Here is a 21,440-nt window from a genome sequence, read left to right on the forward strand (position 1 = left end):
TGCGTGGAAGCGGGCGGTGCCGCACACTGCGTCCGCGTACGCCGTTTCTCCGGCGTTCAGATCAAGTCCGGGTGCGGGGACCGGGGTCAGACTCTCGCCGGCCTGGAGATGATGGTCGAGTCGTGTCGCCGCGAGTTCAGCCTCATGACGGTCGTGCACGAATCCTCCGTTCCACGGCCCGGGGCGCGGCGGACACAAGCCGCCGTACCCCGGGGTGTTCGTCATGAGACGCGATTACCAAAGTTCGTCCGCGTGGCGCGCGGGTACCCGTTGTCCCCCCTTCTTCTTCGCCTTCTCCTCCTCCTTGAGCTGAGCCACCAGGTCCCCCAACCTGGAGTTGCTGATGGCGTACTTGGCGCGGACTGCTTCCTGGACAGCGGATCGGCTGATCCGACCGGCCGCGCGTGAAGCGTCGCGGGCGATGGGCAGCACTTCCACCATCCACTCGTCGAGGAGTTCCCTGTCCTGCTGGTCCCCGTCCCGGTCCGGGACGGGCATCCCCGCTTCGTCCGCGACCTCGTCGTCGGGCTGCGGCACCGAGTCACTGACGGTGGACGAGCCGGGGGCCGCCTGTTCGTCCACCGCGGTCCGACGGCCCGGTCCCCCCTGTCCGCCCGCCACGGACGGGGCGTCGGTCGGCATGGCTTGCGCGTCTTCTTGTACGGACGGTTCGGACGGGAGCGCCTTCTCCGGGACGGGTTCGCCTTGGCCCTGAGGAAGCGCACCACGGCGGTTTGACGACCGGCGCGGAGCTACGAGCGAGCCCATTTTCCGGACCGTCCGGAGGATCTTCCTGCCCAGTCCGAAGCGTGCCGGGCGGGGAGAAGTGCCGTCCCGGGGTGGCACGGCACTGCTCAGTGCCTGGTCCGGGACGGACGATTCCGCGGCTCGCGCCATGATGATCCACAGGTGGACGGAGCCCGCCAGGGCGAGCGGCGCGACCATCGACAACGCCCCGACCACGCTGTCCGCCAGGTACAGTCCGGACGGTCCGGAAGGGCCGGACGGCTGACCACGGTTGAGGGTGATCGCGTTCAGAGCATTCGCCCACAGACTTGCCCCAGTGGCGAGGAAGAAGAGCCCCCAGGCGTACAGACGAGCGCCGAAGGACCCGTTCCGTAGGAGTACGAGCGCCCGCACCCCGTATGCGATGAAGCCATCGACCACGACAGGGAAGAGGTACGTCAACGTGGGTCTGATGTGGATGGCGACAGCGACCTGACGCAGCGCGTCGTAGGAGAGCGTGAAGCCCACCGTCGCCAGCGCGCCGACGGCTCCGTAGTCCAACACCGTCATCTGCCTGCCGGATATTCGCGCGCCGGGCATCAGGCGCCCTCCCCGTTGAGCGGGTTGATGAGCTGCCAAGCGGGTGTCTGCGAGAGCAGTCGGCCAAGCTGTTCCAGCGAGGCCACGTCGTGCACCATCTGGCTCGGGCAGGACCCACACGAAGCACGAAGCGCGATCCGCTCCACCTCGCCGTCACCGCTGTAGTAGAGGTCCAGTTGCTGACCACCAACCGAACCCAAGGGCGCGGTCGCCTGGAGGTGTTCCTCGACCGGCAAGAGCCCCAGCACCTCCCACTCCAACGCCGCAGCTCCCTCACCCAGCACCCGACCGGCGTACGTGGCCGCGGCGCTCACCGACCTCGGCCCCCAGGTCCTGAACCGGCGCTCGCGCTCGGCGATCCGGCGATCCTCGGCGGCCGCGAGTTCGGCAGCAGCCGCGAGCATGAGCGGGTGGGTCATCGACGGGTTCCTTTCAAACGGGTGGACCGGCCGGCGTGGTGATCGAGCCCGTTGGCGAGGGCGAGAAGTACGTCGGAGTGACATGGGGAGTCCACGGAGCAGGTGCAGGCGAGATCTCGGCCCCGCAGTTCGGCGGCGAATTGGGCGGCGTAGAAGCGGCCCACGGGACCTCGAAGCATGGACGCGAAGAGGTCCACGACTTCGTGCGTTGTCATCGGCCGGTCCGGAAGGTCCGGGCTGGGATCTCCAGCGCGAAATGGGTTCGCGTAACGACTGCCAGGGCCTGTGAAGACGGCGCCCGGCTGGTGGGCGGATACCTGGAGTCGGCGCGGAGTCATGCCGCCCCCCGCCGCCGGTCCGCACCGATCACCGGGACCAGCGTCGTCACCATCTCCGCCAACCTGCTGGCCACACGAGCCCCCACGAAATCGCTGAGGTCCGGACCGGTGTCGTCGCGGGCAGGGAGGTTCGACGTGATGACGGTCGGGAGGACGTGGTTGTAGCGGTAGTTGATCAACCGATACGTGACTTCCTCCGTCCATTCCGAGACCTTCGATGTACCGAGGTCATCGAGGAACAGGAACGGCACCTGGGACAGCCGACGAAGCTCACGCTCTGACGCTCCGACCTCACGTGTCGGTCGAAGACCCCCGTACATGTCCGCGCTGTTCAGCGCCACCACTTCGTACTGCGCCGGGCCACCGGCCGCGACGCGGCGCAGTGCTCCATACCCCTGATAGGTCTTACCGGTCCCCGTCGGGCCCGTCAGCAACAGCGCACCAGCAGACGAAGGGTCGGAGAGCGCGGCGTCGGCCCAGGCGATGACGTCCGGAATGGTCGCCTCTGCATCTCGGAATCGGGGCGGGGTCGCGGCCTCCCAGCGGGACAGCGCTGCGGCAGCCCGTGCATCCCGGTGCCATGTCGGGTCGCCCGGCGCGACCTCATCGGAAAGTTCGGCTATCGACAGCCGAATTCCCCGGCCGTCGATGATGCGTTGCAGCGCCCGCACAGCACCGGAATTTCCCGCAGTTTTTGGATCAGGCATATCAAAATCCGTTCTCGTAAGCGCTCATCGGAGTGCGGGACGGACGCCAAGCGGTATCGGGACGGAGCGGTACGACATTGCTCGTCGCGATATCGGCGGGTGCGGCGGAAGGCAGATCAGACCAGATGCGGAGCAGGTATCGGGCTGTCTTCGGTGGCCGGGCCGGGTCCCAGCGTCGCGCGATGACGTCGACCAGGCGATCGGTGCCCCAACGGGCCGACAGAGCTGTTACCCGGCGCCACTCTTCCGCGTTCAGCCGCCATCCCACGAGCATCCCTGCCGTAGTCATGGCCGTGACGAGGTCCTGAGCCCCCTCCGGCACGTCAACAGAATCAGCTACGGCGCCGCCGGAGTCAGGCAAGCTTGCTTGCTTGGTTGAGGTGCTAATACTCCCTACGGGAGTATTAGCACCCGCGTGCGCGGGAGAACGCTCTTCCATTCCCGGAACGTGGTTCCCTGTTTGAGGTGCGGTTTCCTGGAAACTGCTTCCCTCATTAGAGCCGTGCGTGAGGAGTATCTGGTACCGATTCGGTCTCCCGCGGCCTCCTCCAGGCGTGTGCGCGAGCTCGTTGAGGTCGTACAGTTTGTCGAGGCAATTCTTCACAGCCCGAGTGGAAAGGCCGGTAAGTCCAGCGATGTCTTCCATGGGCAATGATGCATTCCCTTCATCGTCGGCGACTTTCGCGAGCGCCAGGATCACGAGAAGGTCTGACTTCTGGGATTTAGTGGAGGACCAAACCGCGTTCGTCACGATTGCGCTCACAGGGCACCCCCGGCAGAGGTGGCGATTAGCCTGCTGGAGGTCAATCCGAAAGTCTTGTCGTCTTCCGGGACGTATCCTCGTTGATATATTTCAGGAGCAAGGTAAAGGCACCCGCTGGCGACGTGGAAGTCATGGACTCGGCGCCAGTCAGCGCAACTGGAGAAGCTCTGCCGAATGAGTCGGGTGATCTTCCGTTCGATGCCGCGATGAGTCCTGACCAAGAGGAATTTGGAGTCGTAGAAGTGGGTAACGGCTCTGGCGCGCGGAAAAATGCGAACCAGTGCACTTTCCGGCACCAGATCTAGTACCACTCCGGAGAGAGGCACAGTGGATGCAGCGGTCGGCTTGTCGTCTGGCATGGGAAACTCCGGGTAGCGCAAGGAACCCTCGCGCTGATGGTTCTCTGGTGAGAGATAGGTGTTTCAGGGGAGCTAGGCCGCTTGCATTTGCGCGGGCTCGGTCGGACGCTCCAGCTTCCACATACGTTGAAGCGAGGAACGCTCCGAGGCCAGCAGGCCGCCACGGATTCCGAAGGCGTCGCCCTGGCGTAGCGCCTCTACGAGGCAGCGTGCCGAAACGGAGAACGGACATTCTCTGCACACGCGCATCGGGGCAGAGAGAGCGAATTTCTCTTTGATCCTGACCTCCACGGGTGAAACCCACGGCGTGTCAGAATCAAGGAAAAATTGATCGGGTTCTGACGCGGAACATTGCGCACGCTCGCCCCATTTTTCTCGTGGCGTGCCCTCTGCTGCATTGAGGAGCGGCTCCCAGTCCCCGAAGAGGGCGGAATCTACGACCCTGTTTAGGGCAGGCCGAATCAACGGGTACCTGCGTTGTCTATCTCGGTAGATTCAGCCGCAGGGCCGACGTAGCGTGCGTAGACGTGATAAACCTTGCCTACAGTCCTTGACTTCGCCTCGAAATGACCAGTTGGCCGGAACGCGGCAAGGATTCCTTTTCGTATCTGGTAAGCGAAGCCAGCTGCATCTCCAGGCTTTTCACGCTCTTGTATTCGCGCCCACCTGGTCGGGTTGGCTCTGAGCGCCTCTGCGACTCCGGTATGGCGAATCGTCGCAGATGCTGTCGAGCGAGAGAAAGGAGGAAGCTCTTCAAATATGACACGAGACATTGCAATTGCTCCGAAGGAAGTCAGGGTATCCCGAAGGGGAGAGCGGATTCAGATGCGCGAACGCGCCCTGGATCGCCGCGAGGGCGTCAGTGCCGCTAGATGTGCATCAACCCCAGAGGGGAGGGATTTACCTTCGTCGGGCCGCACGGCATGCATTGCAGAGATGTCTCGGAGGTCCTCGTGCGAAAAGAGGACGGTCTTCCCCATCTTTCGATGAGGGAGTTCGTTTATCCGCTTACGAAGCCAGGATTCCGGTATCTGGAGACGGTGGGCCGCTTCCTCGTACCCCACGTGCAGAGTGGGGTCTACCTTGCGGAGGTGGGCGCCGTCGGCGCTGTCGGTGATCAGGCGAAGAGCCTCAACGAGCCTGTGAAGATCAAGGTCATTGGGTTCGGCCGCACCTTCAGGGTGTGCCATGAGACAATTGCTCCTTGAGCGAGCGGACTGATGTCCGGCCGCTGATCAGGTGGCGACGAAGCGAAGCTCCGCCGTCACCAACCAGGTGCGTCCGCGAGGTTTCCTACGCCCGCTGCGGTCGCACTGCTTACGTGGGAGGTTTCCCTCCCCATGTCCGGCCCGTGGCTCGAAGTTCCCGCTTCGCGTCACGGGCCGGACTGCTTCTCGGCGTCGCCGAGGTCAACCGTCGAGTCGACGGCTACCCGTCAACCCGACAACATCACTATACCATTATTTCCGACCCATCATTTCCATCCCCTGATGTGCTCGAATCGAGGGGGATACTGTGATGGTGAAGAGCGTTGAGGACTTCGACCCTGCCGCCCTCAAGGAGGTCCGGCGCGCCGCCGGCTTGTCGCTGGCCGACATTGGCGCGGCCATCGGCTCCACGCAGGGCACCGTTGGGCGCTGGGAGAGCGGGAAGGGCGCCCCGAGCCCCCGGCTGTTCGCCGCCCTGACGGATGCGCTGGGCGTCCCGAAGTCAGCTCTTCTGGTTCCGCTCGCCGCTGATGCCGACCTGGCTGTCCTTCGAACGAGGGCAGGGCTCCGGCAGGAAGACGTGGCCGAGGCTCTGGGGATCCAGGCGTCGGACGTCTCGGAGATGGAGCAAGGTACCGGGGGGATGCGCGACGAGTGGGGCGTTGCCCTCTCCGAGATCTACGACGTGACTCCTGAGCAACTGGCGAGGGCCCGCGCGGCTACGGAGGCCGCCTGGCGCGCGAGGTTCGACGCGCGGCGTAAGCGGTAGATCAGTGCCCCATGCCGACGCCGCCGTCAACGGGGATGACGGCCCCGGTGATGTACGCCGCCTCGTCTGAAGCGATGAACTTTACGGCTGCCGCGATCTCCTCCGGCCGCCCCATTCGCTTGAGCGGAGCGTGCTGCACCATTGCCTCTACCTGCTCGTCGGTGAGGGCGCTGACCATGTCGGTCGCGGTCGTGCCGGGGGCGATCACGTTGCTCGTGATTCCGCGGCTTCCGAGCTCCCGGGCGAGCGAGCGGGCGAAGCCGATGAGGCCGGCCTTGGACGCGGCGTAGTTCGCCTGTCCTGCCTGACCGACCATTCCCGCCGCACTGGCCACAAAGATGAGGCGGCCTCTACGGGCCCGCAGCATGCCGCGGTTGGCGCGCTTGGCGACGCGGAAGGCGCCGGTGAGGTTGGTGTCGAGGACGGAGGTGAAGTCCTCCTCGGACATCCGCATCAGCAGCTGGTCGCGGGTGATGCCGGCGTTGGCCACCAGCACCTCGACCGGGCCGTGCTTCTCCTCGATCTCCTTGTACGCCTGGTCCACCTGTTCGGTGTCCGTGATGTCGCACTTCACGGCGAGGAACCCCTCGGGGGGCTCGCCCGATCGGTAGGTGATGGCGACCTTGTCGCCGGCCTCGGCGAAGGCGTGGGCGATGGCGAGGCCAATGCCGCGATTGCCTCCGGTCACGAGCACGGATCGGGACATAGATGATCAACCTCCGTGGATGGTGGGAAAAGTCATGGAGCCGAGCATGGCTCTCAGTTCGACTCCACTCATCATGTACACCTACTGTCGTCACTCGAAGTGATGGCAGTCGGAGTGACGATTGTTGAACATCGAACGGCTCTGAGTGGTGATGCTCGGGGCGCAGGTCTCCAGGTAACCGACTCTCGGGTCTGTTACTGCACGTGTACAGGGCAATTGCCAGGGGTGCTACCTGGCGTCAGCTGTCGGTCGTGAGGGTTCGGGGCCCTCGCGGCGGCTCGGCAGCTGACGGAAACTGAGGATTCGCAGTGCAAGAGTGTGAGCAAGGTCCCATCCCCGAAGGGCCGGACGAACTTGGGCGGCTGCTGGCGTTCTGGCGAGAGCGCCTCGATCCAAGGCGGATCGCCGGTGTGGATACGCGGCGTCGACGCCTGAAGCCAGGGCTGACGCAAGCGGAGGTGGCTCACCTGACGGGCGTCGGCCTCACCTGGTACAGGGCTCTGGAGCGAGGTACCCGACACGACTTCTCGGTTGATTTCCTCCAGCGTCTCGCCATGACGTTGCGGCTGTCGGAAACCGAACAGGCGGTCCTGTTTCAGCTAGCCAAGGGGCAGTCGCCGCCCCAGCGCCCGAAGCTCGCCGAAGCTGATGCGGTCGATCCGGATATGCAGCTCCTACTGGATCAGATGGAGCCGTTTCCCGCCTATCTGTCCAATATTTGCTGGGACATTATTGGCCATAACTCGGTGCTCGACGAATGGTTCCCCTGGCTGCCGTACGAGCGCAACATGATGAGGTTGGCGTTCTTGTACCCGGAAGCCCAGGAGCAGCTGGTCCCCTGGAAGGAAGGCTGGGCCCGCCCCTTCCTCGCTCAGGTGCGTGTTGCTCTCGCCATGCACCCTGACCACGAGGGGCTTCAGGTGCTCAAGGACGATCTGCTCAAAGGCAACCGAGCGGCGCGTGAACTCTGGGCGGAGAACGAGACCCTCGGCCACCCGGACAACCATGTGCGGGCCATCCGGCTGCTCGGCGCGTCCGAGAGCATTCCCGTGAAGATCAAGGCGATGGCCCCGATGGGGGACATGACTCAGCGCTTCATCACGCTGATCCCTCAGAACCTGACTCAGGTGGCGTGACGCTGGGTCTCGGCGAGGCGAGCCACCGGGCCGAGCGGCTCGATGGGAGATGCAGGAGCAACGAGCCCGCGGTCTCGGTACACGGCCGAGAGGCGTGGCGGGATCGGGCCAGCAGCATCGGGGTGGAGGTGGCGTCCTCGGCGTCGTGCGTCAGGGCGCTGTGGCGGAGCCGGTGGAGTGTCCAGCCGTCCAGGCCCTCGATGTCCTCGGGTGAGGCGAGCGGGTTAGCCAGCAGCCGGGTGTTCTCCTCGAAGATCTCCTCGGCCCGCCGGTAGGAGAGCCAGGCCCGGCCGGTCTCGGGGCAGACGTCGAGCGTCGGCGTTCCGGCCGGGGCCTTGTGGTCGGTGAGGAACAGCGGGCCGCGGGTGCGCCGGGCGATCAGCCGAGCGCGGCCTGACCGTCGCGGAGATCGCTTTCCGCCTGGACATGAACAAGCGGCTCGACCTCGCGCCGGCCGCCGTCGTACCCCGCCCCCGAACCTCGGCGGACGCCGCCAACCGATCGGGCACAGAGATGCGGTGAGGGAATTCGCCGATCTCATTGACGTATCACGCGTAGTGCCTCCGCCACAGGCAGGGCGAAGGCGCGTCGGTGTCCGGCCCAAGGCCCTCCCTGGCCGCGTCGCCCGATTGGAGTACGCAAACGGGCGACGCGGTCGGAGTATCTGTTGTCATAAAGAGGATTCAGGTTGGCGCCCGCTTTTGGGAGACGTACGTTCCTCGGCAGTACACGACGCAGGCTGCGGAGGGCGACAAGAAGATCATCACCGAACTTGATGTGGTGGCAACTGAACCCTCGGCGCCCTGGCAAGTGCTGCTGGACTTTGGCAAGTCAGGGAGTTCCCTGTACCTCGCCTTCCAATCCGAAACAGCTGATTAGCGGGCGGCACGGCGGCCCTCGGGCCACCGCATGCCGCTGTCCCGAGGTCACACCCGGCGCCGACCAGGCGGAATCCCAATCCGCATCCCTGCGTAAAGGAGCATGGAAATGCCCAACACCAGGCATGAATTTCTGGAACTTCTCGAAAGGGCTTTGCGAATCGTTCGCGTGCCGTACCCGGAAGCAGAACTGTATGAGGCCGAAGGGACCAGCGACAGCGGGAATCCGACGGAGAACTGGCATGACATCGGCACGTGGAAATTCATTTTCCGGGTAAACTCCATCGAAGGGGAAATGACTGCCTCCGTCAAGACTGTCAAGCCTTGGGGTGACCTGACCCAGCCGGAACTCGGGGAAGCGTACGCTGATTACGTCATCCCCCGGCCTCTCGCCATGGATATCACCAGGGCGGACGAGCTCCTCAAGGAAACCTATACCGGACCGTACAAGTCCGTTACTCTTCGGCATCCGGTCAGCAAGGGAGATTGCGAACCACACTATATCTTTTCGACGCCTTCCCCCGAAAAGGAAGGCTGGTATTTCGTCGGCGTCTACGACGACAAAGTCGACCATGTCAGGCACTGACACGGCAGCTGCAGTGGTGGTACGGCGTCACCGTCGTGCTGTCGAGGGTGAGTGTGCCGGCGGCCGCGCCGGCACTGGTGGCACAGGTCAGGAACGGGGCGGCGACGGTGACGGCGATGCCGGGGCCTGCTTGCCGCCGTGACGCCGGGCCCGGCGGTGGGTCGCTACGCGGCCGACTCGGAGCCCGCCGAGCGGGCCGCGCTCGACCAGGGCGTGACCGTACGGCGCGGTCAGGGCTACACCCTGCGCGTCAACGCCGTCGCCGCCGTACACCGCCAGCTTCTTGACCGCTGCCAGACCCTCGACAGCACCGCGGCGATCCCCGCACAGCGCAAAGCCCGCCGCGAGTACGCGAACCGCGTCAACACCCTCGGCGACGGCTTCTGACGGGAGAACGGAGAGTAACCCCAGGTCAGGGGCTACTCCGTTGTTTTTTCGGCCGGTACTACTCGGACCCCGAGTACGGGAGCCGGGTCAGCGCACTCGCGCCGCCCGGACGATGATCGTTCTCACCGATAGCCGCTGCATCGATGTTCCCCGAGGCCGGGAGTGGGCAAGGGTCTGGACGCACCGGCCCAACCGTCGCACCGGGCGGCGCAACTCACCATGCGGTTGACCCCTCCCTGCCCAATGCTGAAGGCATGAATCAGCACCCGCACATGATTGTCCATCCGCCGACTCCCTCTGGGGGGCGTCGGGTGACTGTCGACGGCCAAATCGTCGGCCTTGCCCACGGTATCGGCGATGTCGTTAAGTTCATGCGCCGCGCAGGGCTTGCTGAACCCTCCGAGGACATTGCCCTGGATGATCCGCGTCTCATCGAGTGGCGCGGCGGCAGCCCGGACGACTGGCCGTCTTCTCCCTGACGCGCATGCTGCCAGTGGGCTCTGGTCCGTCATCGGTCACCCTCAACATCCCGGGCAAGGTTGCCGACCTCCTCCGCACCACCGAACTGGAGCCCACCGAGCGGGCTCAACCAGCGGGTGGTCGTCCGGCGCGGCCAGGGGGAAACCCTGCGCGCCACCGCCGTCCCGGCCGCGCACCGCCGGCTCCTCGCCCGCTGCCAACCGCTCGACGGCGGCTAGGGCGCCCCGGTGAGCCCGGCTCAGCACAAGGCTCGCCGCGAGTACGAGAGCCACGTCACCACGTTCATACTGCCCGGATCATGATCAATCTCACCAGGATTTCCTGTACCCAACTACTCACACCCGTTTTCTGGCATATCTGGGTCACGCCCCTTCTCGGAGAAGATCTCCACCCGCGCCGCCCGGCGCCCCGAGCTGGAGGCCGCCGTGAAGCTCGCCGGGGAGATCCGCTCCTCCGGCATCGCCGTCACCCTCGTCGTCCACGAGCACAAGCGACTCGGCCGCGGAATCGAGCGCGCCATGCTCGCCGAGGAATTGAAGGCGAGCGACATCGGCCTGGAGTTCCTAACCGGCGAACTCAAGGGCTCCCACGACCCCCCCGGCATCGTGTTCACGGTCCTTGCGGCCATGTCCGGGATGGAGCGCGAGTACATCCGCGACCGCACCCTCGAAGGGCACGAATCCGCCCGCAAGCGCGGCAAGACCATCGGCGGCGCGGGCGTCACCGACGACGACATGCTGTCCATGGCCCTCCACCTGCGCGCCCAGGAGATGAGCCTGCGCGAGATCGCCAAGCGCCTCGTCATAACCACCGGCACGAAGAAGGGCCAGCATCCGTCACCGGCGACCGTGATGCGGATGCTGCGCGAGCACGACGAGCAGGCCGCCACGCAGTGAGCACGTGATCACCCGGCTGCTTTGCGGCTGGTGCCTGAGCTAGGACACCGGGGCCAACATCGCCTGTCCTACGCCGCGATGACGAAGTTCAGAGAATAGAGCATCCGCCACAGGGTCTTCTCGTGCAGGCGGACCTCGCGCCGGGCGATCAGCTGATCGCCCGGCCATCTTCGAGCGGGCCGGGGTTTCGGAGTCCGGAACCGTCAGCCGCTTCGCCCAGGCTAGGACCGCCGGGCCCTCGTAACCGCGATCGGAGTACCAGATCGTCCAGGCCCTGATCATCGTCCAGCCAAGAGCGATTGTGAAACGCGACCGGTGTGGCACGCCTGGGGTGTGTCACGCTGAACGGCGTGGGAGGCGGGCAATCCCAGCGCCCGCCTCCCCTTCCGACTCGGCAGGCCGACGAGCCCTTGCCGAAGGCGGCGCTCAGGCAGCCAAGTCCATGCCTGCCATGCTCCACTCCACCGCTGCGATGACCTCTTCATCCATCATCGCGAGGAGGTGCCCGTACCGGTCGACCGTCGTGGTGATGCTCTCGTGGCCGAGGCGCGCTTGAATCGCAGGTAGCGGCACCTTCTTCGCAATGAGCCAAGAAGCGTGTGTATGGCGCAAATCGTGTAGTCGAGGCTTCTTCGTCAGACAGTCGACGAGCATCGCCGACGAGATTGCCGGCTTCCAGCGCGCGCTGTAGAAGCCGCCGGAATCCCAGGCGTTGCCCTCCGGTGCGGTAAAGACGAAGTCGGTCGGGCGTTTCCCCCGGCAGTTCCGGCTGAACAGGGCAACTTGGGAGGGGGAGAGGACGATCGTACGGCGCGACTTCACCGTCTTCGGCGGCCCGAGGTACTTGCCGTGCTCGCCGCGCTTCCAGGCTCGCTGCACCCGCAGCTTGGGGCGGTCGCCGTGAAGAGTGAGATCGCGAACCTGGAGCCCCGTCATCTCGCCCCAGCGCAGTCCCGTGCTCACCAGCGCGTCGACCAGGTCCACCACATCCGACGCGAGGTGCGCGCGGAGAATCGCGTACTCCTCCCGCTCCAAGAACGTTGCCTCGTCGGCGATGTGGTTGTTTCCGGGGAGCTGCGTATGAGCGCACGGGTTCGACGTCCGTAGCGGCGGCTCCGCATCCGCGGCGGCTTGTAGAACCCCGAAGAGGAGCCCGTGATAGTTCCTGATCGTCTTGGGCGCGTACTTGCGTCGTTTCACCCCTGGCGCATGGTGGGGCCCGCGGCGACCGGCGGCCAGGTCGTTGATCCAGCGGCTGATGTGATCACGGCCGAGGGTCGTCTCGCGGTCACCACGGACCGTCAGCTCTTGGAACCACGGCAGCATGTGGTTGTTGACGAACTTCCGGTAGTTGCCCCGGGTCTGCTCCGACACGTCCGTGAGCAGGTCGATGTAGCGATGCGCGAACGGGCCGAACATCTCCTCTTCGGGGATGTTCTCCTGCTCGGGGGTGGCGAACCCAACTCCCCTGACCCACCCTGGCGGCCATTGCTGTCCGTGACCGTTGACCAGGTCGCGGAACTTCGTAGCCGACGGCTTGTCATCGAAGTCTTCGCCCTCCTGTTGGCCGTTCCCGTTGGAGCGCCAGATGACCCGAAATGTCTCCTGCCCGCTGGCGTTCCGGCGGGCTCGTATGTAAGCCATGCGAACCAGCGTAGGAGACCGGTTCGCTGCAAACTCGCTGCAAAGACCGGCAACAGAAAACCGCCCCTGACCTGTTTTCGCAGGTCAGGGGCGGTTTCTTTCGAGCGGTAGCGGTGGGATTTGAACCCACGGAGGAGTTGCCCCCTCACGCGCTTTCGAGGCGCGCTCCTTCGGCCGCTCGGACACGCTACCGAGAGAGAGCTTAGCCCAAGGGGGCTCCGGATCCGAAATCGGATAGCGGGGCGGGTCAGCGGGAGCGGAAGAAGGCGGTGAGGGCGGCGGCGCAGTCGGGCTCCAGGACGCCGGTGATGACCTCGGGGCGGTGGTTGATCCGGCGGTCGCGGACCACGTCCCAGAGGGAGCCGACGGCGCCCGCCTTCGCGTCGTACGCGCCGTAGACGACGCGGTCGACGCGGGAGAGGACGATCGCGCCGGCGCACATCGTGCAGGGTTCCAGCGTGACGACGAGGGTGCAGCCGGTCAGGCGCCAGTCGCCGGGGCGGCGGTCGGCGGGGCCGGCGCCCGCGGCCAGCGCCTCGGCGGCGGCGCGGAGGGCGAGGACCTCGGCGTGCGCCGTCGGGTCGCCGGTGGCCTCGCGGGCGTTGTGGCCGGCACCCAGGACCGTGCCGTCGGCGGCGAGGACGACGGCGCCGACGGGGACGTCGCCGGTCGCCGGGGCGAGCGCGGCTTCCGCCAGCGCCCGCCGCATCGGCGCGGTCCAGGGATCCCGCAGCGGATCGGGCGCGGCGGCGGGCGGGGGAGCGGGAGGTGACGCGGTCATGTCCCCAGTGTCGGGGACGTGACCGCGGGGCGGGGCGGGGCCTGGTCTCACGGGTTCCGCTGAGGGGGATGGCCCTCGCCGAACCGCAACGCCAAGCCACAACCGGGCACGTCCCCGGCGCCCCTCGGCGCACCGCCCCCGGCCCCCCGGCGCACCGTCCTCAGCGCACCGCCTCCAGGACATCCGTGCAGCCCAGCGCGTCGGCGATCTGGGACAGGGCGTCGGTGTCGAGGACGAGGAGGTCCTCGGGGGGGACGCCCAGGTCCGTCAGGAGTTCGACGTCGCCGAGCGGGCCGGGTGGCGGGGCGTCGTCGTCGGTCGGGTTCAGGTCGTTGTCGTCCGGTTCGGTTTCGGGCTCGCCGTCCTCCGTGCCGTCGAGGTCGAGGCTGTCGAGGTCGGAGGCGCCGTCGTCGTCGGAACCGAGCAGTTCGTCGGTGAGCAGGGCGCCGTACGAGCTGCGCGCGGCGGCGGCGGCGTGCGAGACGAAGACGCGCGGGTCGTCCTCGCCGTCCACGCGGATGACGCCGAACCAGGCGCCCTCCTGCTCGATGTATGCGACCACCGTGTCGTCGTCCACCGCTGCCTCTCGGGCCAGATCGGCCAGATCGGTCAGGGTCTCCACATTGTCGAGCTCCGTATCGCTCGCTTCCCACCCGTCTTCGGTGCGCGCGAGCAGTGCGGCGAAGTACACCGTGACTCTCCCACTGTCTTGGGCTGCCGGGCCGGGCGGGGCGACGCGGATGCGCCACTGGTCCCGCCCCCGTCGGAATCGTGGCAGAAACAACGCGTCCGCGGGGGGTCTTCGGCGCTGCGTCGTGTGGAGGTTGCCGGAGAAGTCGCCCGCGTGCCGGAGCGGCGGTGCCGGAAAGCGGGACGTTCCGGGCGCGGGCGGCGGCGGGCCGGGCGCTCCGCGCCGGGCGCCGGGCCCGGGCCGCTTCCGCGCCGTCTACCAGCGGAATGAGCGCATCCGTAGCGCCTGGCGCAGCCGGGCCGTCCGGGCGCGGCGCGGCCGGACCCGCTCGCGCAGCGCCTCGGCCTCGTGGAGTTCGCGCAGGAACCGGTCGCGTCGCCGGCGGCGCGCCGCGGCGCTTTCCGGTCCGGGCGCGGCGCCGGGCCCGTCGGGGCGCGGGGAGTCGGGCACGCGGCACACCCCCTCGGGCGGGGCCGGCCCGGGCGGGCCGGACGGATGGGTATCCGTGGCCCGCTCTGCCGCGCTCCGGGGCGGTCGTGCCGGTGCGCCGGGGGCGTCCGGGCCGGCGTCGGGGGGCCGGGCTGACACCTTTGTCCGCACTCTCGGTTACTGTCGAGGGATGCGGATCCACGTCGTCGACCACCCGCTGGTGGCGCACAAACTCACCACACTGCGCGACAAGCGCACCGATTCCCCCACGTTCCGGCGGCTCGCCGACGAGCTGGTCACCCTGCTCGCGTACGAGGCGACCCGCGATGTCCGGACCGAGCAGGTCGACATCGAGACCCCGGTGACGACGACCACCGGCGTCCGGCTGTCGCACCCGCGGCCGATGGTCGTCCCGATCCTGCGCGCCGGTCTCGGCATGCTGGACGGCATGGTGCGGCTGCTGCCCACCGCCGAGGTCGGCTTCATGGGCATGGTCCGTAACGAGGAGACCTACGAGGCCCACACCTACGCCACGCGGATGCCGGACGACCTCTCGGGCCGGCAGGTCTACGTCGTCGACCCGATGCTCGCCACCGGCGGCACGCTGGTCGCGGCGATCCGTGAGCTGATCAACCGCGGTGCGGACGACGTCACCGCGATCTGCCTGCTGGCCGCGCCGGAGGGCGTCGAGGTCATGGAGCGGGAGCTGGCCGGCGCGCCGGTGACGGTGGTCACCGCCGCCGTCGACGAGCGGCTCAACGACGACCGGTACATCGTGCCGGGTCTGGGCGACGCGGGCGACCGGATGTACGGCACCGCCGGCTGAGACGACATCGGGCGCCCCGCGGCGCCCACGGAAACACTCCGGGCCCCTGCCGATTTCCGGCGGGGGCCCGTGGCATGTCCGCGGCCGGATGGCCGGATGGCCGGGCGGCTGAGCAGCCGGGCCCGGGGCCTCGGAAAGCCGGACCGCCGGAAAGCCGGAAGCCGGAGAGCCGGACCGCCGACCAGCCGCCAGTTCAGCAGCCGGCGGGCTCGGGGCGCGGCGGGTGGGCGAGGGCGTGCAGGGCCTTCTCGGCGTCCTTCGCCTTCGTCAGGTCCTTGAACGTGTCGCCGATGATCAGGTCGACGGAGTGGCCCTTGCGGTTGTCGGTCTCCTGGCGTGTCCCGGCGAGCTGGGTGGCGAGGACCTTCAGTGCGCCGTCGGCGCCGGACGGGCCGAGCAGCACGCCGTTGTTCTTGACCTTCTTGTCGTAGGCGGCGGGGGCGTTGCCCACCTCGCCGATGTCGAAGCCGCGCTTCTTCAGCTCGTCGGCGGTCTGCTTGGCGAGGCCGCCGCGCGGGGTGGCGTTGAGGACGTTGACGGTGATGGCGGACGGCGCGGGCGGCTTCGCCGCGGCGGGCCGGGCGGGCGCGGTGGCCTTGCACTTCTGCTTGGCGTCCGTGCTCTTCTCGGCCGCCTGGGCCCTGCCCGAGCTGCCGCCGAAGACGTCGATGAGCTGGAGGGTGCCCCAGCCCGCCAGGCCGAGGGCGCAGACGCCCGCGGCGGCGGTCAGGACGATCCGGCGGCGGTGGCGGGGGCGGCGCATCCGTGGATACCTGTCGCCCGTCACGCGGTACTTCTTACCGCCCATGCCCGGTGGCGTCAGCATGCTCATGAGTCGAGCGTAGTGCCGCCCGACACGCGTGCCTACTAGATGATCAATGGATGCCGGGTGAGCCGACCCGAAAGGGGCAATCGGTCCGTTCTTACGGCCGAACGGACCGGGCGGCGGGCGTCAGTCGAGTTCGAGGACGCGGGCGTGGAGCACCTGGCGCTGCTGGAGCGCGGCGCGGACGGCGCGGTGCAGCCCGTCCTCCAGGTAGAGATCGCCCTGCCACTTCACGACGTGCGCGAAGAGGTCGCCGTAGAACGTGGAGTCCTCGGCGAGGAGGGTTTCCAGGTCCAGCTGCTGTTTGGTCGTCACCAACTGGTCGAGGCGTACCGGGCGCGGGGCGACATCCGCCCACTGGCGGGTGCTCTCCCGGCCGTGGTCGGGGTACGGACGCCCATTTCCGATGCGCTTGAAGATCACACGGAAAGCCTACCGGGCGAGCGGCCGCGGGCCCAGCCGTGCCACGGGTATCGGCCACTCCGGGCCCGGTGCAGGGCCCCGGGAACCCGCGCGCCGGGCGTGCGCCGGGGTACGGACGGGGCGTTCCGGGAGGCGGTGCCCGCAGCCGGGCCGTCCTGGTACGCCTGCCGTGCCGAGCCGCCCGGGGCCGTCGCCACCTGGACGTTCGCCGGGGCCCGCCCCCACGGGCCTACGGCGTCTGTCCCGGCACCGGTGATTCCGAGGGGCGGGACGGCGGCGTTCCGGGCGGGTCGCCGCGGGTGTGCGGGGCCCGGCCGTCGACGCTCGGGGTCCCCCGCACGCGCTCCGGCGGGAGGTCGCTGGGCGACACGGTGCGGCCGGACGGCGTGTGCGTACGGGTCGGGCCGGGCTCGTCGCTGCCGGGGGCCGTCGGGGACGGCGTCGGGCGGCTGTCGTGGGTGCGGCTCGGCAGCGGGTCGGGCGTGGTGGCGGGCATGGGGCGCGGCGGCGTGGGGTCCGGCGCGAACACCGCGTAGCCGATGGCCGCGGCGGCCGCGGCGGCGGCGAGCGGCAGCGCGAACCGTCTCCAGGGGGCGCCGCGCAGCCACGACGTGCGGCCGGCCGCCCGGGGCACGGCCGCCGGGCGCAGATCGCGGGGTTCGACGGTGGCGGCGCGGGCGGCGAGGGCGGCGCGCAGCCGCTCCTCGACGGGGCGTTGGGGGCCGCCGGGGGAGGGGCGGGCGGTGCGGTGGTCGTCGCCGGTGCTCATGACCGCTCCTCCAGGATTTTCTCCAGCGCCTTCAGGGCGCGGCTGGCGAGGGACTTCACCGCGCCCCGGCTGATGCCGAGGGTGCGGGCGATCTCCGCCTCGGACAGCTCGCCCCAGTACCGCAGGACGAGGACCTCGCGGCGGCGGGCGGTGAGCTTGCCGAGCGCCGCCAGGACCTCGCGGTGCTCCTCGTCGAGGACGATCCGCTCCTCGGCGGACGGCGCGTCGGCCTCGTGCGGCGGCGTGTAGTTACGGGCGCTGCGCCGGCGCCGCAGGGTGGAGCGGGCGGCGTTGACGACGGAGGTGCGCAGGTAGGCGAGGGCGTTGTCGACCTCTTCGAGGCGTTCGCCGTGGCGGCGGCAGAGCGCGGTGAACGCGTCCTGGACGACGTCCTCGGCGGTCGCGCGGTCGTCGACCAGCAGCACCGCGAGGCGCACCATCGACAGCCGGTGCGCGTGGTACAGCTCGCCGATCGACGGCCGCTCCGGCATGCCCGTGCCGTACGCGGACGGGGTGGCGGGCCCCGGGAGGGTGTGGGCGGTGGGCTCCGCGGTGTGTGCGGGCCGGGCGGCGCGGGTCGCCGTACGGGCGGCGCGGCGCAGCCACTGCCACCGGACACGCCGCGGCCCCGGCAGGGCGAACCCGGCCGGGGCGAGCGGGAGTACGAGGTTTTCCATCGGTTCCTGGTGCCGGGACGGGGGCGTCAGGCCCGGTTGCGGCGGACCGCGTACAGGGTGCCACCACCGGCGACGAGCAGGGCGGCGGCGCCCGCGCCCATGATCAGGGTGGTGGTCTCGGAGGCTCCGGTGTGGGCCAGTTCGTCCTTGCCGGACGCGTCCCGGCCGGTGGCGGGCGCGGGGGTCGCCCCGTCGCCGCGGCTCGCCTCGCCGGGGCGGCTCACGCTCGGGACGGGGCGCGGCGTGTCGGAGCCGCGCTCACCGCCGGGAGGCAGGGTGGGCTCGGCGGACGGCCGCGTCCGGTCGTGCCCCGGGGAGGAGGGCACGGCGGTCGGGCGCTGGTCGGACGGCACGCTGACGCTGGGCGAGGGGCGGGTGGAGGCCGGGGCGGAGTCGTCGGCGAAGGCGGGACCGGCCGCGGCGAGGGTGGTGAGCGCGCAGGCGGCCAGCAGCCCGGCGCTGGCGGCGCCGCGTATCCGGCGCGCGGTGGGGGCGGACTGCGTGGGGGCGGTGCGGAAGAGGTTCACGGGTACTGCTCCACGGTCGACGGGCGGCGCCCGGTGGCGCCCTCACCCCTCACGACGTGCGGCGGGGGTGGGGGTTGCCGATGCGGAGAAATTTTTTTCGGGAGCGGGAGATCCGGGAGCGGGAGCCCCGGGAGCGGGCCGCGGGCGGGGCGCGGGCGGGGTGCGCGTCGTGGGGGAGCCGGGGCCGGGAGCCGCCGCGCCGCCGGGGGCGTGCGCCGAATCGTCGGGCGCCGGGCCGCGCATCGCTCGCGCCGTCCGTCCGTCAGCGGCAGTCCGGGCAGTTGACCGCCCGCAGCCATTCGTCGACGGGTTCGCCGTGTCCGGCGCCGCATTTGGGGCGGGGGGCGTCGGTGCCGATGAGTTCGTGGACGCGTAGGACGTCGTCGCCGACGGTGCCGCAGCGGGGCGCGGTCTCGGACGTACGGGGGTCGGTCATGGTTGCCTCCAGGGGGCTTCGGCGAGGACGTAGAGCGGGTGGGTGAGGCCGCCGACGCGGTGCCGGAACGGTTCCGGTCGCGTCCGGCCGGCGTTTCCGGGCGGTTGACCTGGCCAGATGCTCAGGGTGTGGGTGCGGTCGGCTTCCGGGAGGGTGACGAACAGGGCGTGCCCGCGCTTGATGTGCTCACGTGCGGCCCGCTCCTCACCCGAGTCCCAGGCCCATGCCCGTACCTTCGCCGCATGATCGGCGACGTGGGCGTCCACCGCCGGACGCGTGAGCCAGGCCCACGGCGACCGCACCGGCTCCGGCTCGATCCGTTCCGCCAGCCGCAACGCCTGCCCGCGCAGCCATCGCACGGCCAGGACGGGGGAGACGGTCCACAGCCCGCAGACCGGGTATGTGGCCCCGGGCGTCGACGCCCGCTTCTCCAGGCGTACTTCGGCGAGATACCCGCTCACAGGATCTCGCCCCGACTGCGCGCGTTGACCAGCGTGATCCCCGCGATCAACCGCTCGGCGCGGCACGGACGCCGAATGTGCGCGGCGTCGACCACCCACTCCTCGCCGCCGGTCAGCGCCCGCAGGGTCCACGCCCCGGCCAATTCCCCTTTGGCGATGCCGAGGCAGCGCCGCTCGGCGTCCGCGACGAGTTCACCGCGCACCGGCCGGTATGCGGCCTGCTCGCGCTTCCCGGACTCCCGTTCGACAGACACGAAAGTTCCTTCCTGTAGTCATTCCACTACTGAGGGGGTGCAGCGTGGCCTAGCGTCGGAAGGGCGTTCAACCTGTCGGAAGAGGACGGAAGGTCAGTGAAAGCCCTTGAACATCAAGGAGTTGCATCCGGACGCATCGCTCAGAGCGGCTTACGGCGCCCGACTGCGCAGCATGCGGGAGGCGCGCAGCTGGACGCAGGATCATCTGGCCGAGCTGATGGGCTATTCCAGCGTGCACATCTCGGCCGTGGAAACTGCGCGTAAGCCTCCTACTCTGCGCTTTTCGCGTAGCGCGGACAGGGCATTCGGCCTGCAGGGCGCTGACACCTTCGACCGCCAGTGGCGCGAACTCCGGCAGGGCTCCCTGCTGGAGGGCTTCCCGGAGTACGTGGGGTACGAGGGGCGGGCGGTGGAGCTGCGGCTGTATCAGATCGGGATCATTCCCGGACTGATGCAGACACCGGAGTACGCGCGGGTGTTGGCAGAGAGTGCCGTGCGTCGGGGCGCCATCTCGCCCGAGCAGGCGCTCGAACGAGTCGACTTCCTCGCGGAGCGCCAGGCTGCGCTGGAGCGTTCCCGTCCGCCCATGGTGATGGTGGTGATGGACGAGAGCTGCATCCGGCGATGGGTCGGCGGCGACGAGGTCATGGAGGGGCAACTGGATCGGCTGATCGAGTTCGCCGACAGGCCCAACACCGTTCTCCAGGTAGCTCCGTTCACGATAGGAGAGCGCCGCACATTCAACCTGCCAGTGAACCTGCTGACCATGGCCGACAGGTCCGTCATGTGCTACGCGGAGTCCCAGGCGCAAGGGAACTTCGACCGCGAACAGACTTACGTTATGCCGGTCCTAACGGCCTACCATCAGCTACAGGCCGAGGCGCTCTCCCAGGCGGAGTCCGTAGCCATGATCAGCCAGTTGAGAAAGGGCACCCCGTGACGACCGAATCCCCCCGCTGGTACAAGTCCTCGTACAGCGACAACGGCGGCGATTGCGTTGAGGTCGCCGCCAACCTTGTCGCCTCGCGCGGCATCGTGCCCGTCCGTGACTCCAAGGACCCGCAGGGCCCGGCGCTGAGCGTCGACGCTGCCGCCTTCGCGTCCTTCGTGGCGGGCGTCAAGGCGGACGCGTTCGGCGCCTGAGCCGGTCCGCGTACGACGAAAGCCTCGCCCGGCCTCCCGAGTTGGAGGCCGGGCGAGGCTTTTTTACCCCTTGCGCGGCACCGGCTCCGGGCTCCTACTCTCGAACGGAACCCGAGCGTGCTGACAAGCTGCGAAAGGGAATGCCGTGCCGAACGAACCCCTCCGCTGGATCAAGTCCTCGTACAGCGAGAACGGCGGCAACTGCGTTGAGATCGCCGCCGACCGTTGGTTCAAGTCCACGCACAGCAACAACGGCGGCACCTGCATCGAGGTGACCGCGGTCCTCGTCGCCTCGCACGGTGTCGTCCCCGTTCGGGACTCCAAGAATCCGGACGGTCCGCGGCTGAGCGTGGGCGCCGCCGCCTTCGCGTCCTTCGTCGCGGGCGTGAAGGCGGACGCGTTCCGCGCCTGAGCGAGCCCGCCCGCGTACGGCGAAAGCCCCGTTCGGTCTTCTGAATTGAAGGCCGGGCGGGGCTTTTCCGGAGGGAATTCTGCGATTGCTGCGCTTGCTCACGAAGCGTAACGTGGGGAGCGGCAGATTCGTATGATGCGGGCGGCGATTACGCCAACGCGAGACCCGTTCGAGAGCAGCGGG

30 protein-coding genes, 1 tRNA gene and 1 pseudogene are annotated in these 21,440 nt (G+C 68.6%); 11 read left to right on the plus strand and 21 right to left on the minus strand.

Annotated features, from left to right (window positions below):
- Positions 1–234: 234 nt before the first annotated feature.
- The 6 genes from ABT345_RS13175 to ABT345_RS13200 form a co-directional block, all read right to left on the minus strand.
- Positions 235–1,326, minus strand: coding sequence for a DUF2637 domain-containing protein (locus ABT345_RS13175; protein ID WP_345078030.1), 1,092 nt, complete (start codon positions 1,324–1,326; stop codon positions 235–237).
- On the minus strand, positions 1,326–1,745 hold the full coding sequence (locus tag ABT345_RS13180; RefSeq protein ID WP_345078027.1) for a DUF6195 family protein: 420 nt from the start codon (positions 1,743–1,745) through the stop codon (positions 1,326–1,328). The genes ABT345_RS13175 and ABT345_RS13180 overlap by 1 nt, the downstream gene beginning before the upstream one ends.
- Positions 1,742–2,083, minus strand: coding sequence for a DUF4326 domain-containing protein (locus ABT345_RS13185; protein ID WP_345078024.1), 342 nt, complete (start codon positions 2,081–2,083; stop codon positions 1,742–1,744). Before ABT345_RS13185 ends, ABT345_RS13180 begins: the two co-directional genes overlap by 4 nt.
- Positions 2,080–2,790, minus strand: a complete 711-nt coding sequence (locus ABT345_RS13190) for an ATP-binding protein (protein WP_345078021.1) — start codon at positions 2,788–2,790, stop codon at positions 2,080–2,082. The genes ABT345_RS13185 and ABT345_RS13190 overlap by 4 nt, the downstream gene beginning before the upstream one ends.
- A gap of 1 nt (position 2,791) precedes the next feature.
- Positions 2,792–3,553 (minus strand): hypothetical protein, encoded by a 762-nt coding sequence (locus ABT345_RS13195; protein WP_345078018.1) that lies wholly within the window; start codon positions 3,551–3,553, stop codon positions 2,792–2,794.
- Positions 3,554–3,984: 431 nt separating this feature from the next.
- Positions 3,985–4,377: a WhiB family transcriptional regulator gene (locus ABT345_RS13200; protein ID WP_351322044.1), complete on the minus strand. Its 393-nt coding sequence runs from the start codon at positions 4,375–4,377 to the stop codon at positions 3,985–3,987.
- Between the two features lie 407 nt (positions 4,378–4,784).
- On the opposite strand from ABT345_RS13200, the gene ABT345_RS13205 reads away from it, so the two are divergent.
- Both ABT345_RS13205 and ABT345_RS13210 read left to right on the plus strand, forming a co-directional pair.
- On the plus strand, positions 4,785–5,120 hold the full coding sequence (locus ABT345_RS13205; RefSeq protein WP_345078015.1) for a hypothetical protein: 336 nt from the start codon (positions 4,785–4,787) through the stop codon (positions 5,118–5,120).
- 310 nt (positions 5,121–5,430) lie between these two features.
- On the plus strand, positions 5,431–5,889 hold the full coding sequence (locus ABT345_RS13210) for a helix-turn-helix domain-containing protein (protein ID WP_345078012.1): 459 nt from the start codon (positions 5,431–5,433) through the stop codon (positions 5,887–5,889).
- 1 nt (position 5,890) lies between these two features.
- Here the strand turns inward: ABT345_RS13210 and ABT345_RS13215 are convergent, their stop codons facing one another.
- A complete protein-coding gene (locus ABT345_RS13215) occupies positions 5,891–6,595 on the minus strand; it encodes a beta-ketoacyl-ACP reductase (RefSeq protein ID WP_345078009.1) in 705 nt (234 codons plus the stop codon).
- A 308-nt stretch (positions 6,596–6,903) separates the two neighbouring features.
- Between ABT345_RS13215 and ABT345_RS13220 the strand changes: the two genes are divergently transcribed.
- The 5 genes from ABT345_RS13220 to ABT345_RS13240 all read left to right on the plus strand — a co-directional run bounded on the left by ABT345_RS13220 (position 6,904) and on the right by ABT345_RS13240 (position 10,958).
- The gene (locus tag ABT345_RS13220; RefSeq protein WP_345078006.1) at positions 6,904–7,731 is read left to right on the plus strand and encodes an MmyB family transcriptional regulator; all 828 of its coding nucleotides are present in this window, start codon (positions 6,904–6,906) and stop codon (positions 7,729–7,731) included.
- Between the two features lie 987 nt (positions 7,732–8,718).
- The gene (locus ABT345_RS13225; protein WP_345078003.1) at positions 8,719–9,195 is read left to right on the plus strand and encodes a hypothetical protein; all 477 of its coding nucleotides are present in this window, start codon (positions 8,719–8,721) and stop codon (positions 9,193–9,195) included.
- Between the two features lie 138 nt (positions 9,196–9,333).
- Positions 9,334–9,582 carry a hypothetical protein gene (locus tag ABT345_RS13230; RefSeq protein ID WP_345078000.1) on the plus strand — a complete coding sequence of 83 codons (249 nt, stop codon included), beginning with the start codon at positions 9,334–9,336 and terminating at the stop codon, positions 9,580–9,582.
- A 254-nt stretch (positions 9,583–9,836) separates the two neighbouring features.
- Entirely contained in the window at positions 9,837–10,061 is a 225-nt protein-coding gene (locus ABT345_RS13235; protein ID WP_345077997.1) for a hypothetical protein, read from the plus strand.
- 384 nt (positions 10,062–10,445) lie between these two features.
- Positions 10,446–10,958 (plus strand): recombinase family protein, encoded by a 513-nt coding sequence (locus ABT345_RS13240; protein WP_351322232.1) that lies wholly within the window; start codon positions 10,446–10,448, stop codon positions 10,956–10,958.
- A 95-nt stretch (positions 10,959–11,053) separates the two neighbouring features.
- Here the strand turns inward: ABT345_RS13240 and ABT345_RS13245 are convergent.
- From ABT345_RS13245 to ABT345_RS13270, 6 genes and pseudogenes are all read right to left on the minus strand, one after another.
- Positions 11,054–11,204, minus strand: a pseudogene (locus tag ABT345_RS13245) (site-specific integrase); the annotation flags it as partial.
- Positions 11,205–11,384: 180 nt separating this feature from the next.
- On the minus strand, positions 11,385–12,602 hold the full coding sequence (locus tag ABT345_RS13250; RefSeq protein ID WP_345077991.1) for a tyrosine-type recombinase/integrase: 1,218 nt from the start codon (positions 12,600–12,602) through the stop codon (positions 11,385–11,387).
- Between the two features lie 105 nt (positions 12,603–12,707).
- Positions 12,708–12,794: transfer RNA gene (locus tag ABT345_RS13255), tRNA-Ser, on the minus strand.
- 55 nt (positions 12,795–12,849) lie between these two features.
- Positions 12,850–13,383: a nucleoside deaminase gene (locus ABT345_RS13260; RefSeq protein WP_345077988.1), complete on the minus strand. Its 534-nt coding sequence runs from the start codon at positions 13,381–13,383 to the stop codon at positions 12,850–12,852.
- A gap of 160 nt (positions 13,384–13,543) precedes the next feature.
- Positions 13,544–14,074 carry a tRNA adenosine deaminase-associated protein gene (locus ABT345_RS13265; protein ID WP_345077985.1) on the minus strand — a complete coding sequence of 177 codons (531 nt, stop codon included), beginning with the start codon at positions 14,072–14,074 and terminating at the stop codon, positions 13,544–13,546.
- A gap of 255 nt (positions 14,075–14,329) precedes the next feature.
- Complete coding sequence (locus tag ABT345_RS13270; RefSeq protein ID WP_345077981.1) at positions 14,330–14,524, minus strand: hypothetical protein; 195 nt, start codon at positions 14,522–14,524, stop codon at positions 14,330–14,332.
- A gap of 169 nt (positions 14,525–14,693) precedes the next feature.
- Between ABT345_RS13270 and upp the strand changes: the two genes are divergently transcribed.
- The gene (gene upp, locus ABT345_RS13275) at positions 14,694–15,329 is read left to right on the plus strand and encodes a uracil phosphoribosyltransferase (protein ID WP_345077978.1); all 636 of its coding nucleotides are present in this window, start codon (positions 14,694–14,696) and stop codon (positions 15,327–15,329) included.
- A gap of 193 nt (positions 15,330–15,522) precedes the next feature.
- Here upp and ABT345_RS13280 read toward each other — a convergent pair whose 3' ends face one another.
- The 8 genes from ABT345_RS13280 to ABT345_RS13315 all read right to left on the minus strand — a co-directional run bounded on the left by ABT345_RS13280 (position 15,523) and on the right by ABT345_RS13315 (position 19,702).
- Positions 15,523–16,161, minus strand: a complete 639-nt coding sequence (locus ABT345_RS13280) for a LytR C-terminal domain-containing protein (protein WP_345077975.1) — start codon at positions 16,159–16,161, stop codon at positions 15,523–15,525.
- 120 nt (positions 16,162–16,281) lie between these two features.
- The gene (locus ABT345_RS13285; protein WP_004943146.1) at positions 16,282–16,578 is read right to left on the minus strand and encodes a type II toxin-antitoxin system VapB family antitoxin; all 297 of its coding nucleotides are present in this window, start codon (positions 16,576–16,578) and stop codon (positions 16,282–16,284) included.
- 229 nt (positions 16,579–16,807) lie between these two features.
- Complete coding sequence (locus ABT345_RS13290; protein WP_345077972.1) at positions 16,808–17,347, minus strand: chromosomal replication initiator protein DnaA; 540 nt, start codon at positions 17,345–17,347, stop codon at positions 16,808–16,810.
- Complete coding sequence (locus ABT345_RS13295; protein WP_345077969.1) at positions 17,344–18,024, minus strand: RNA polymerase sigma factor; 681 nt, start codon at positions 18,022–18,024, stop codon at positions 17,344–17,346. The genes ABT345_RS13290 and ABT345_RS13295 overlap by 4 nt, the downstream gene beginning before the upstream one ends.
- A 26-nt stretch (positions 18,025–18,050) precedes the next feature.
- Positions 18,051–18,551 carry an LAETG motif-containing sortase-dependent surface protein gene (locus tag ABT345_RS13300; RefSeq protein WP_345077966.1) on the minus strand — a complete coding sequence of 167 codons (501 nt, stop codon included), beginning with the start codon at positions 18,549–18,551 and terminating at the stop codon, positions 18,051–18,053.
- Between the two features lie 262 nt (positions 18,552–18,813).
- Complete coding sequence (locus ABT345_RS13305) at positions 18,814–18,987, minus strand: hypothetical protein (protein ID WP_345077963.1); 174 nt, start codon at positions 18,985–18,987, stop codon at positions 18,814–18,816.
- Positions 18,984–19,448 carry a hypothetical protein gene (locus ABT345_RS13310; RefSeq protein ID WP_345077960.1) on the minus strand — a complete coding sequence of 155 codons (465 nt, stop codon included), beginning with the start codon at positions 19,446–19,448 and terminating at the stop codon, positions 18,984–18,986. The genes ABT345_RS13305 and ABT345_RS13310 overlap by 4 nt, the downstream gene beginning before the upstream one ends.
- Positions 19,445–19,702: a hypothetical protein gene (locus ABT345_RS13315; RefSeq protein ID WP_345077957.1), complete on the minus strand. Its 258-nt coding sequence runs from the start codon at positions 19,700–19,702 to the stop codon at positions 19,445–19,447. Before ABT345_RS13315 ends, ABT345_RS13310 begins: the two co-directional genes overlap by 4 nt.
- 106 nt (positions 19,703–19,808) lie before the next feature.
- On the opposite strand from ABT345_RS13315, the gene ABT345_RS13320 reads away from it, so the two are divergent.
- From ABT345_RS13320 to ABT345_RS13330, 3 genes are all read left to right on the plus strand, one after another.
- A complete protein-coding gene (locus ABT345_RS13320) occupies positions 19,809–20,642 on the plus strand; it encodes a helix-turn-helix domain-containing protein (protein ID WP_345077954.1) in 834 nt (277 codons plus the stop codon).
- Positions 20,639–20,845: a DUF397 domain-containing protein gene (locus ABT345_RS13325; RefSeq protein WP_345077951.1), complete on the plus strand. Its 207-nt coding sequence runs from the start codon at positions 20,639–20,641 to the stop codon at positions 20,843–20,845. Before ABT345_RS13320 ends, ABT345_RS13325 begins: the two co-directional genes overlap by 4 nt.
- 145 nt (positions 20,846–20,990) lie before the next feature.
- Positions 20,991–21,257, plus strand: coding sequence for a DUF397 domain-containing protein (locus ABT345_RS13330; RefSeq protein ID WP_345077948.1), 267 nt, complete (start codon positions 20,991–20,993; stop codon positions 21,255–21,257).
- The last annotated feature ends 183 nt before the right edge of the window (positions 21,258–21,440 follow it).

Origin of the sequence: Streptomyces sp. NPDC000404 (assembly GCF_040300365.1) — a bacterium.
Taxonomy (GTDB): Bacteria; Actinomycetota; Actinomycetes; order Streptomycetales; family Streptomycetaceae; genus Streptomyces; species Streptomyces ramulosus.

What these genes read in the sequence shown, in the direction of transcription:
- ABT345_RS13175 (WP_345078030.1), bottom strand. Translation starts at nt 1,326, where the DNA reads ATGCCCGGCGCGCGAATATCCGGCAGGCAGATGACGGTGTTGGACTAC.
- ABT345_RS13180 (WP_345078027.1), bottom strand. Translation starts at nt 1,745, where the DNA reads ATGACCCACCCGCTCATGCTCGCGGCTGCTGCCGAACTCGCGGCCGCC.
- ABT345_RS13185 (WP_345078024.1), bottom strand. Translation starts at nt 2,083, where the DNA reads ATGACTCCGCGCCGACTCCAGGTATCCGCCCACCAGCCGGGCGCCGTC.
- ABT345_RS13190 (WP_345078021.1), bottom strand. Translation starts at nt 2,790, where the DNA reads ATGCCTGATCCAAAAACTGCGGGAAATTCCGGTGCTGTGCGGGCGCTG.
- ABT345_RS13205 (WP_345078015.1), top strand. Translation starts at nt 4,785, where the DNA reads ATGTGCATCAACCCCAGAGGGGAGGGATTTACCTTCGTCGGGCCGCAC.
- ABT345_RS13210 (WP_345078012.1), top strand. Translation starts at nt 5,431, where the DNA reads ATGGTGAAGAGCGTTGAGGACTTCGACCCTGCCGCCCTCAAGGAGGTC.
- ABT345_RS13215 (WP_345078009.1), bottom strand. Translation starts at nt 6,595, where the DNA reads ATGTCCCGATCCGTGCTCGTGACCGGAGGCAATCGCGGCATTGGCCTC.
- ABT345_RS13225 (WP_345078003.1), top strand. Translation starts at nt 8,719, where the DNA reads ATGCCCAACACCAGGCATGAATTTCTGGAACTTCTCGAAAGGGCTTTG.
- ABT345_RS13235 (WP_345077997.1), top strand. Translation starts at nt 9,837, where the DNA reads ATGAATCAGCACCCGCACATGATTGTCCATCCGCCGACTCCCTCTGGG.
- ABT345_RS13250 (WP_345077991.1), bottom strand. Translation starts at nt 12,602, where the DNA reads ATGGCTTACATACGAGCCCGCCGGAACGCCAGCGGGCAGGAGACATTT.
- ABT345_RS13260 (WP_345077988.1), bottom strand. Translation starts at nt 13,383, where the DNA reads ATGACCGCGTCACCTCCCGCTCCCCCGCCCGCCGCCGCGCCCGATCCG.
- upp (WP_345077978.1), top strand. Translation starts at nt 14,694, where the DNA reads ATGCGGATCCACGTCGTCGACCACCCGCTGGTGGCGCACAAACTCACC.
- ABT345_RS13280 (WP_345077975.1), bottom strand. Translation starts at nt 16,161, where the DNA reads ATGAGCATGCTGACGCCACCGGGCATGGGCGGTAAGAAGTACCGCGTG.
- ABT345_RS13290 (WP_345077972.1), bottom strand. Translation starts at nt 17,347, where the DNA reads ATGAGCACCGGCGACGACCACCGCACCGCCCGCCCCTCCCCCGGCGGC.
- ABT345_RS13295 (WP_345077969.1), bottom strand. Translation starts at nt 18,024, where the DNA reads ATGGAAAACCTCGTACTCCCGCTCGCCCCGGCCGGGTTCGCCCTGCCG.
- ABT345_RS13305 (WP_345077963.1), bottom strand. Translation starts at nt 18,987, where the DNA reads ATGACCGACCCCCGTACGTCCGAGACCGCGCCCCGCTGCGGCACCGTC.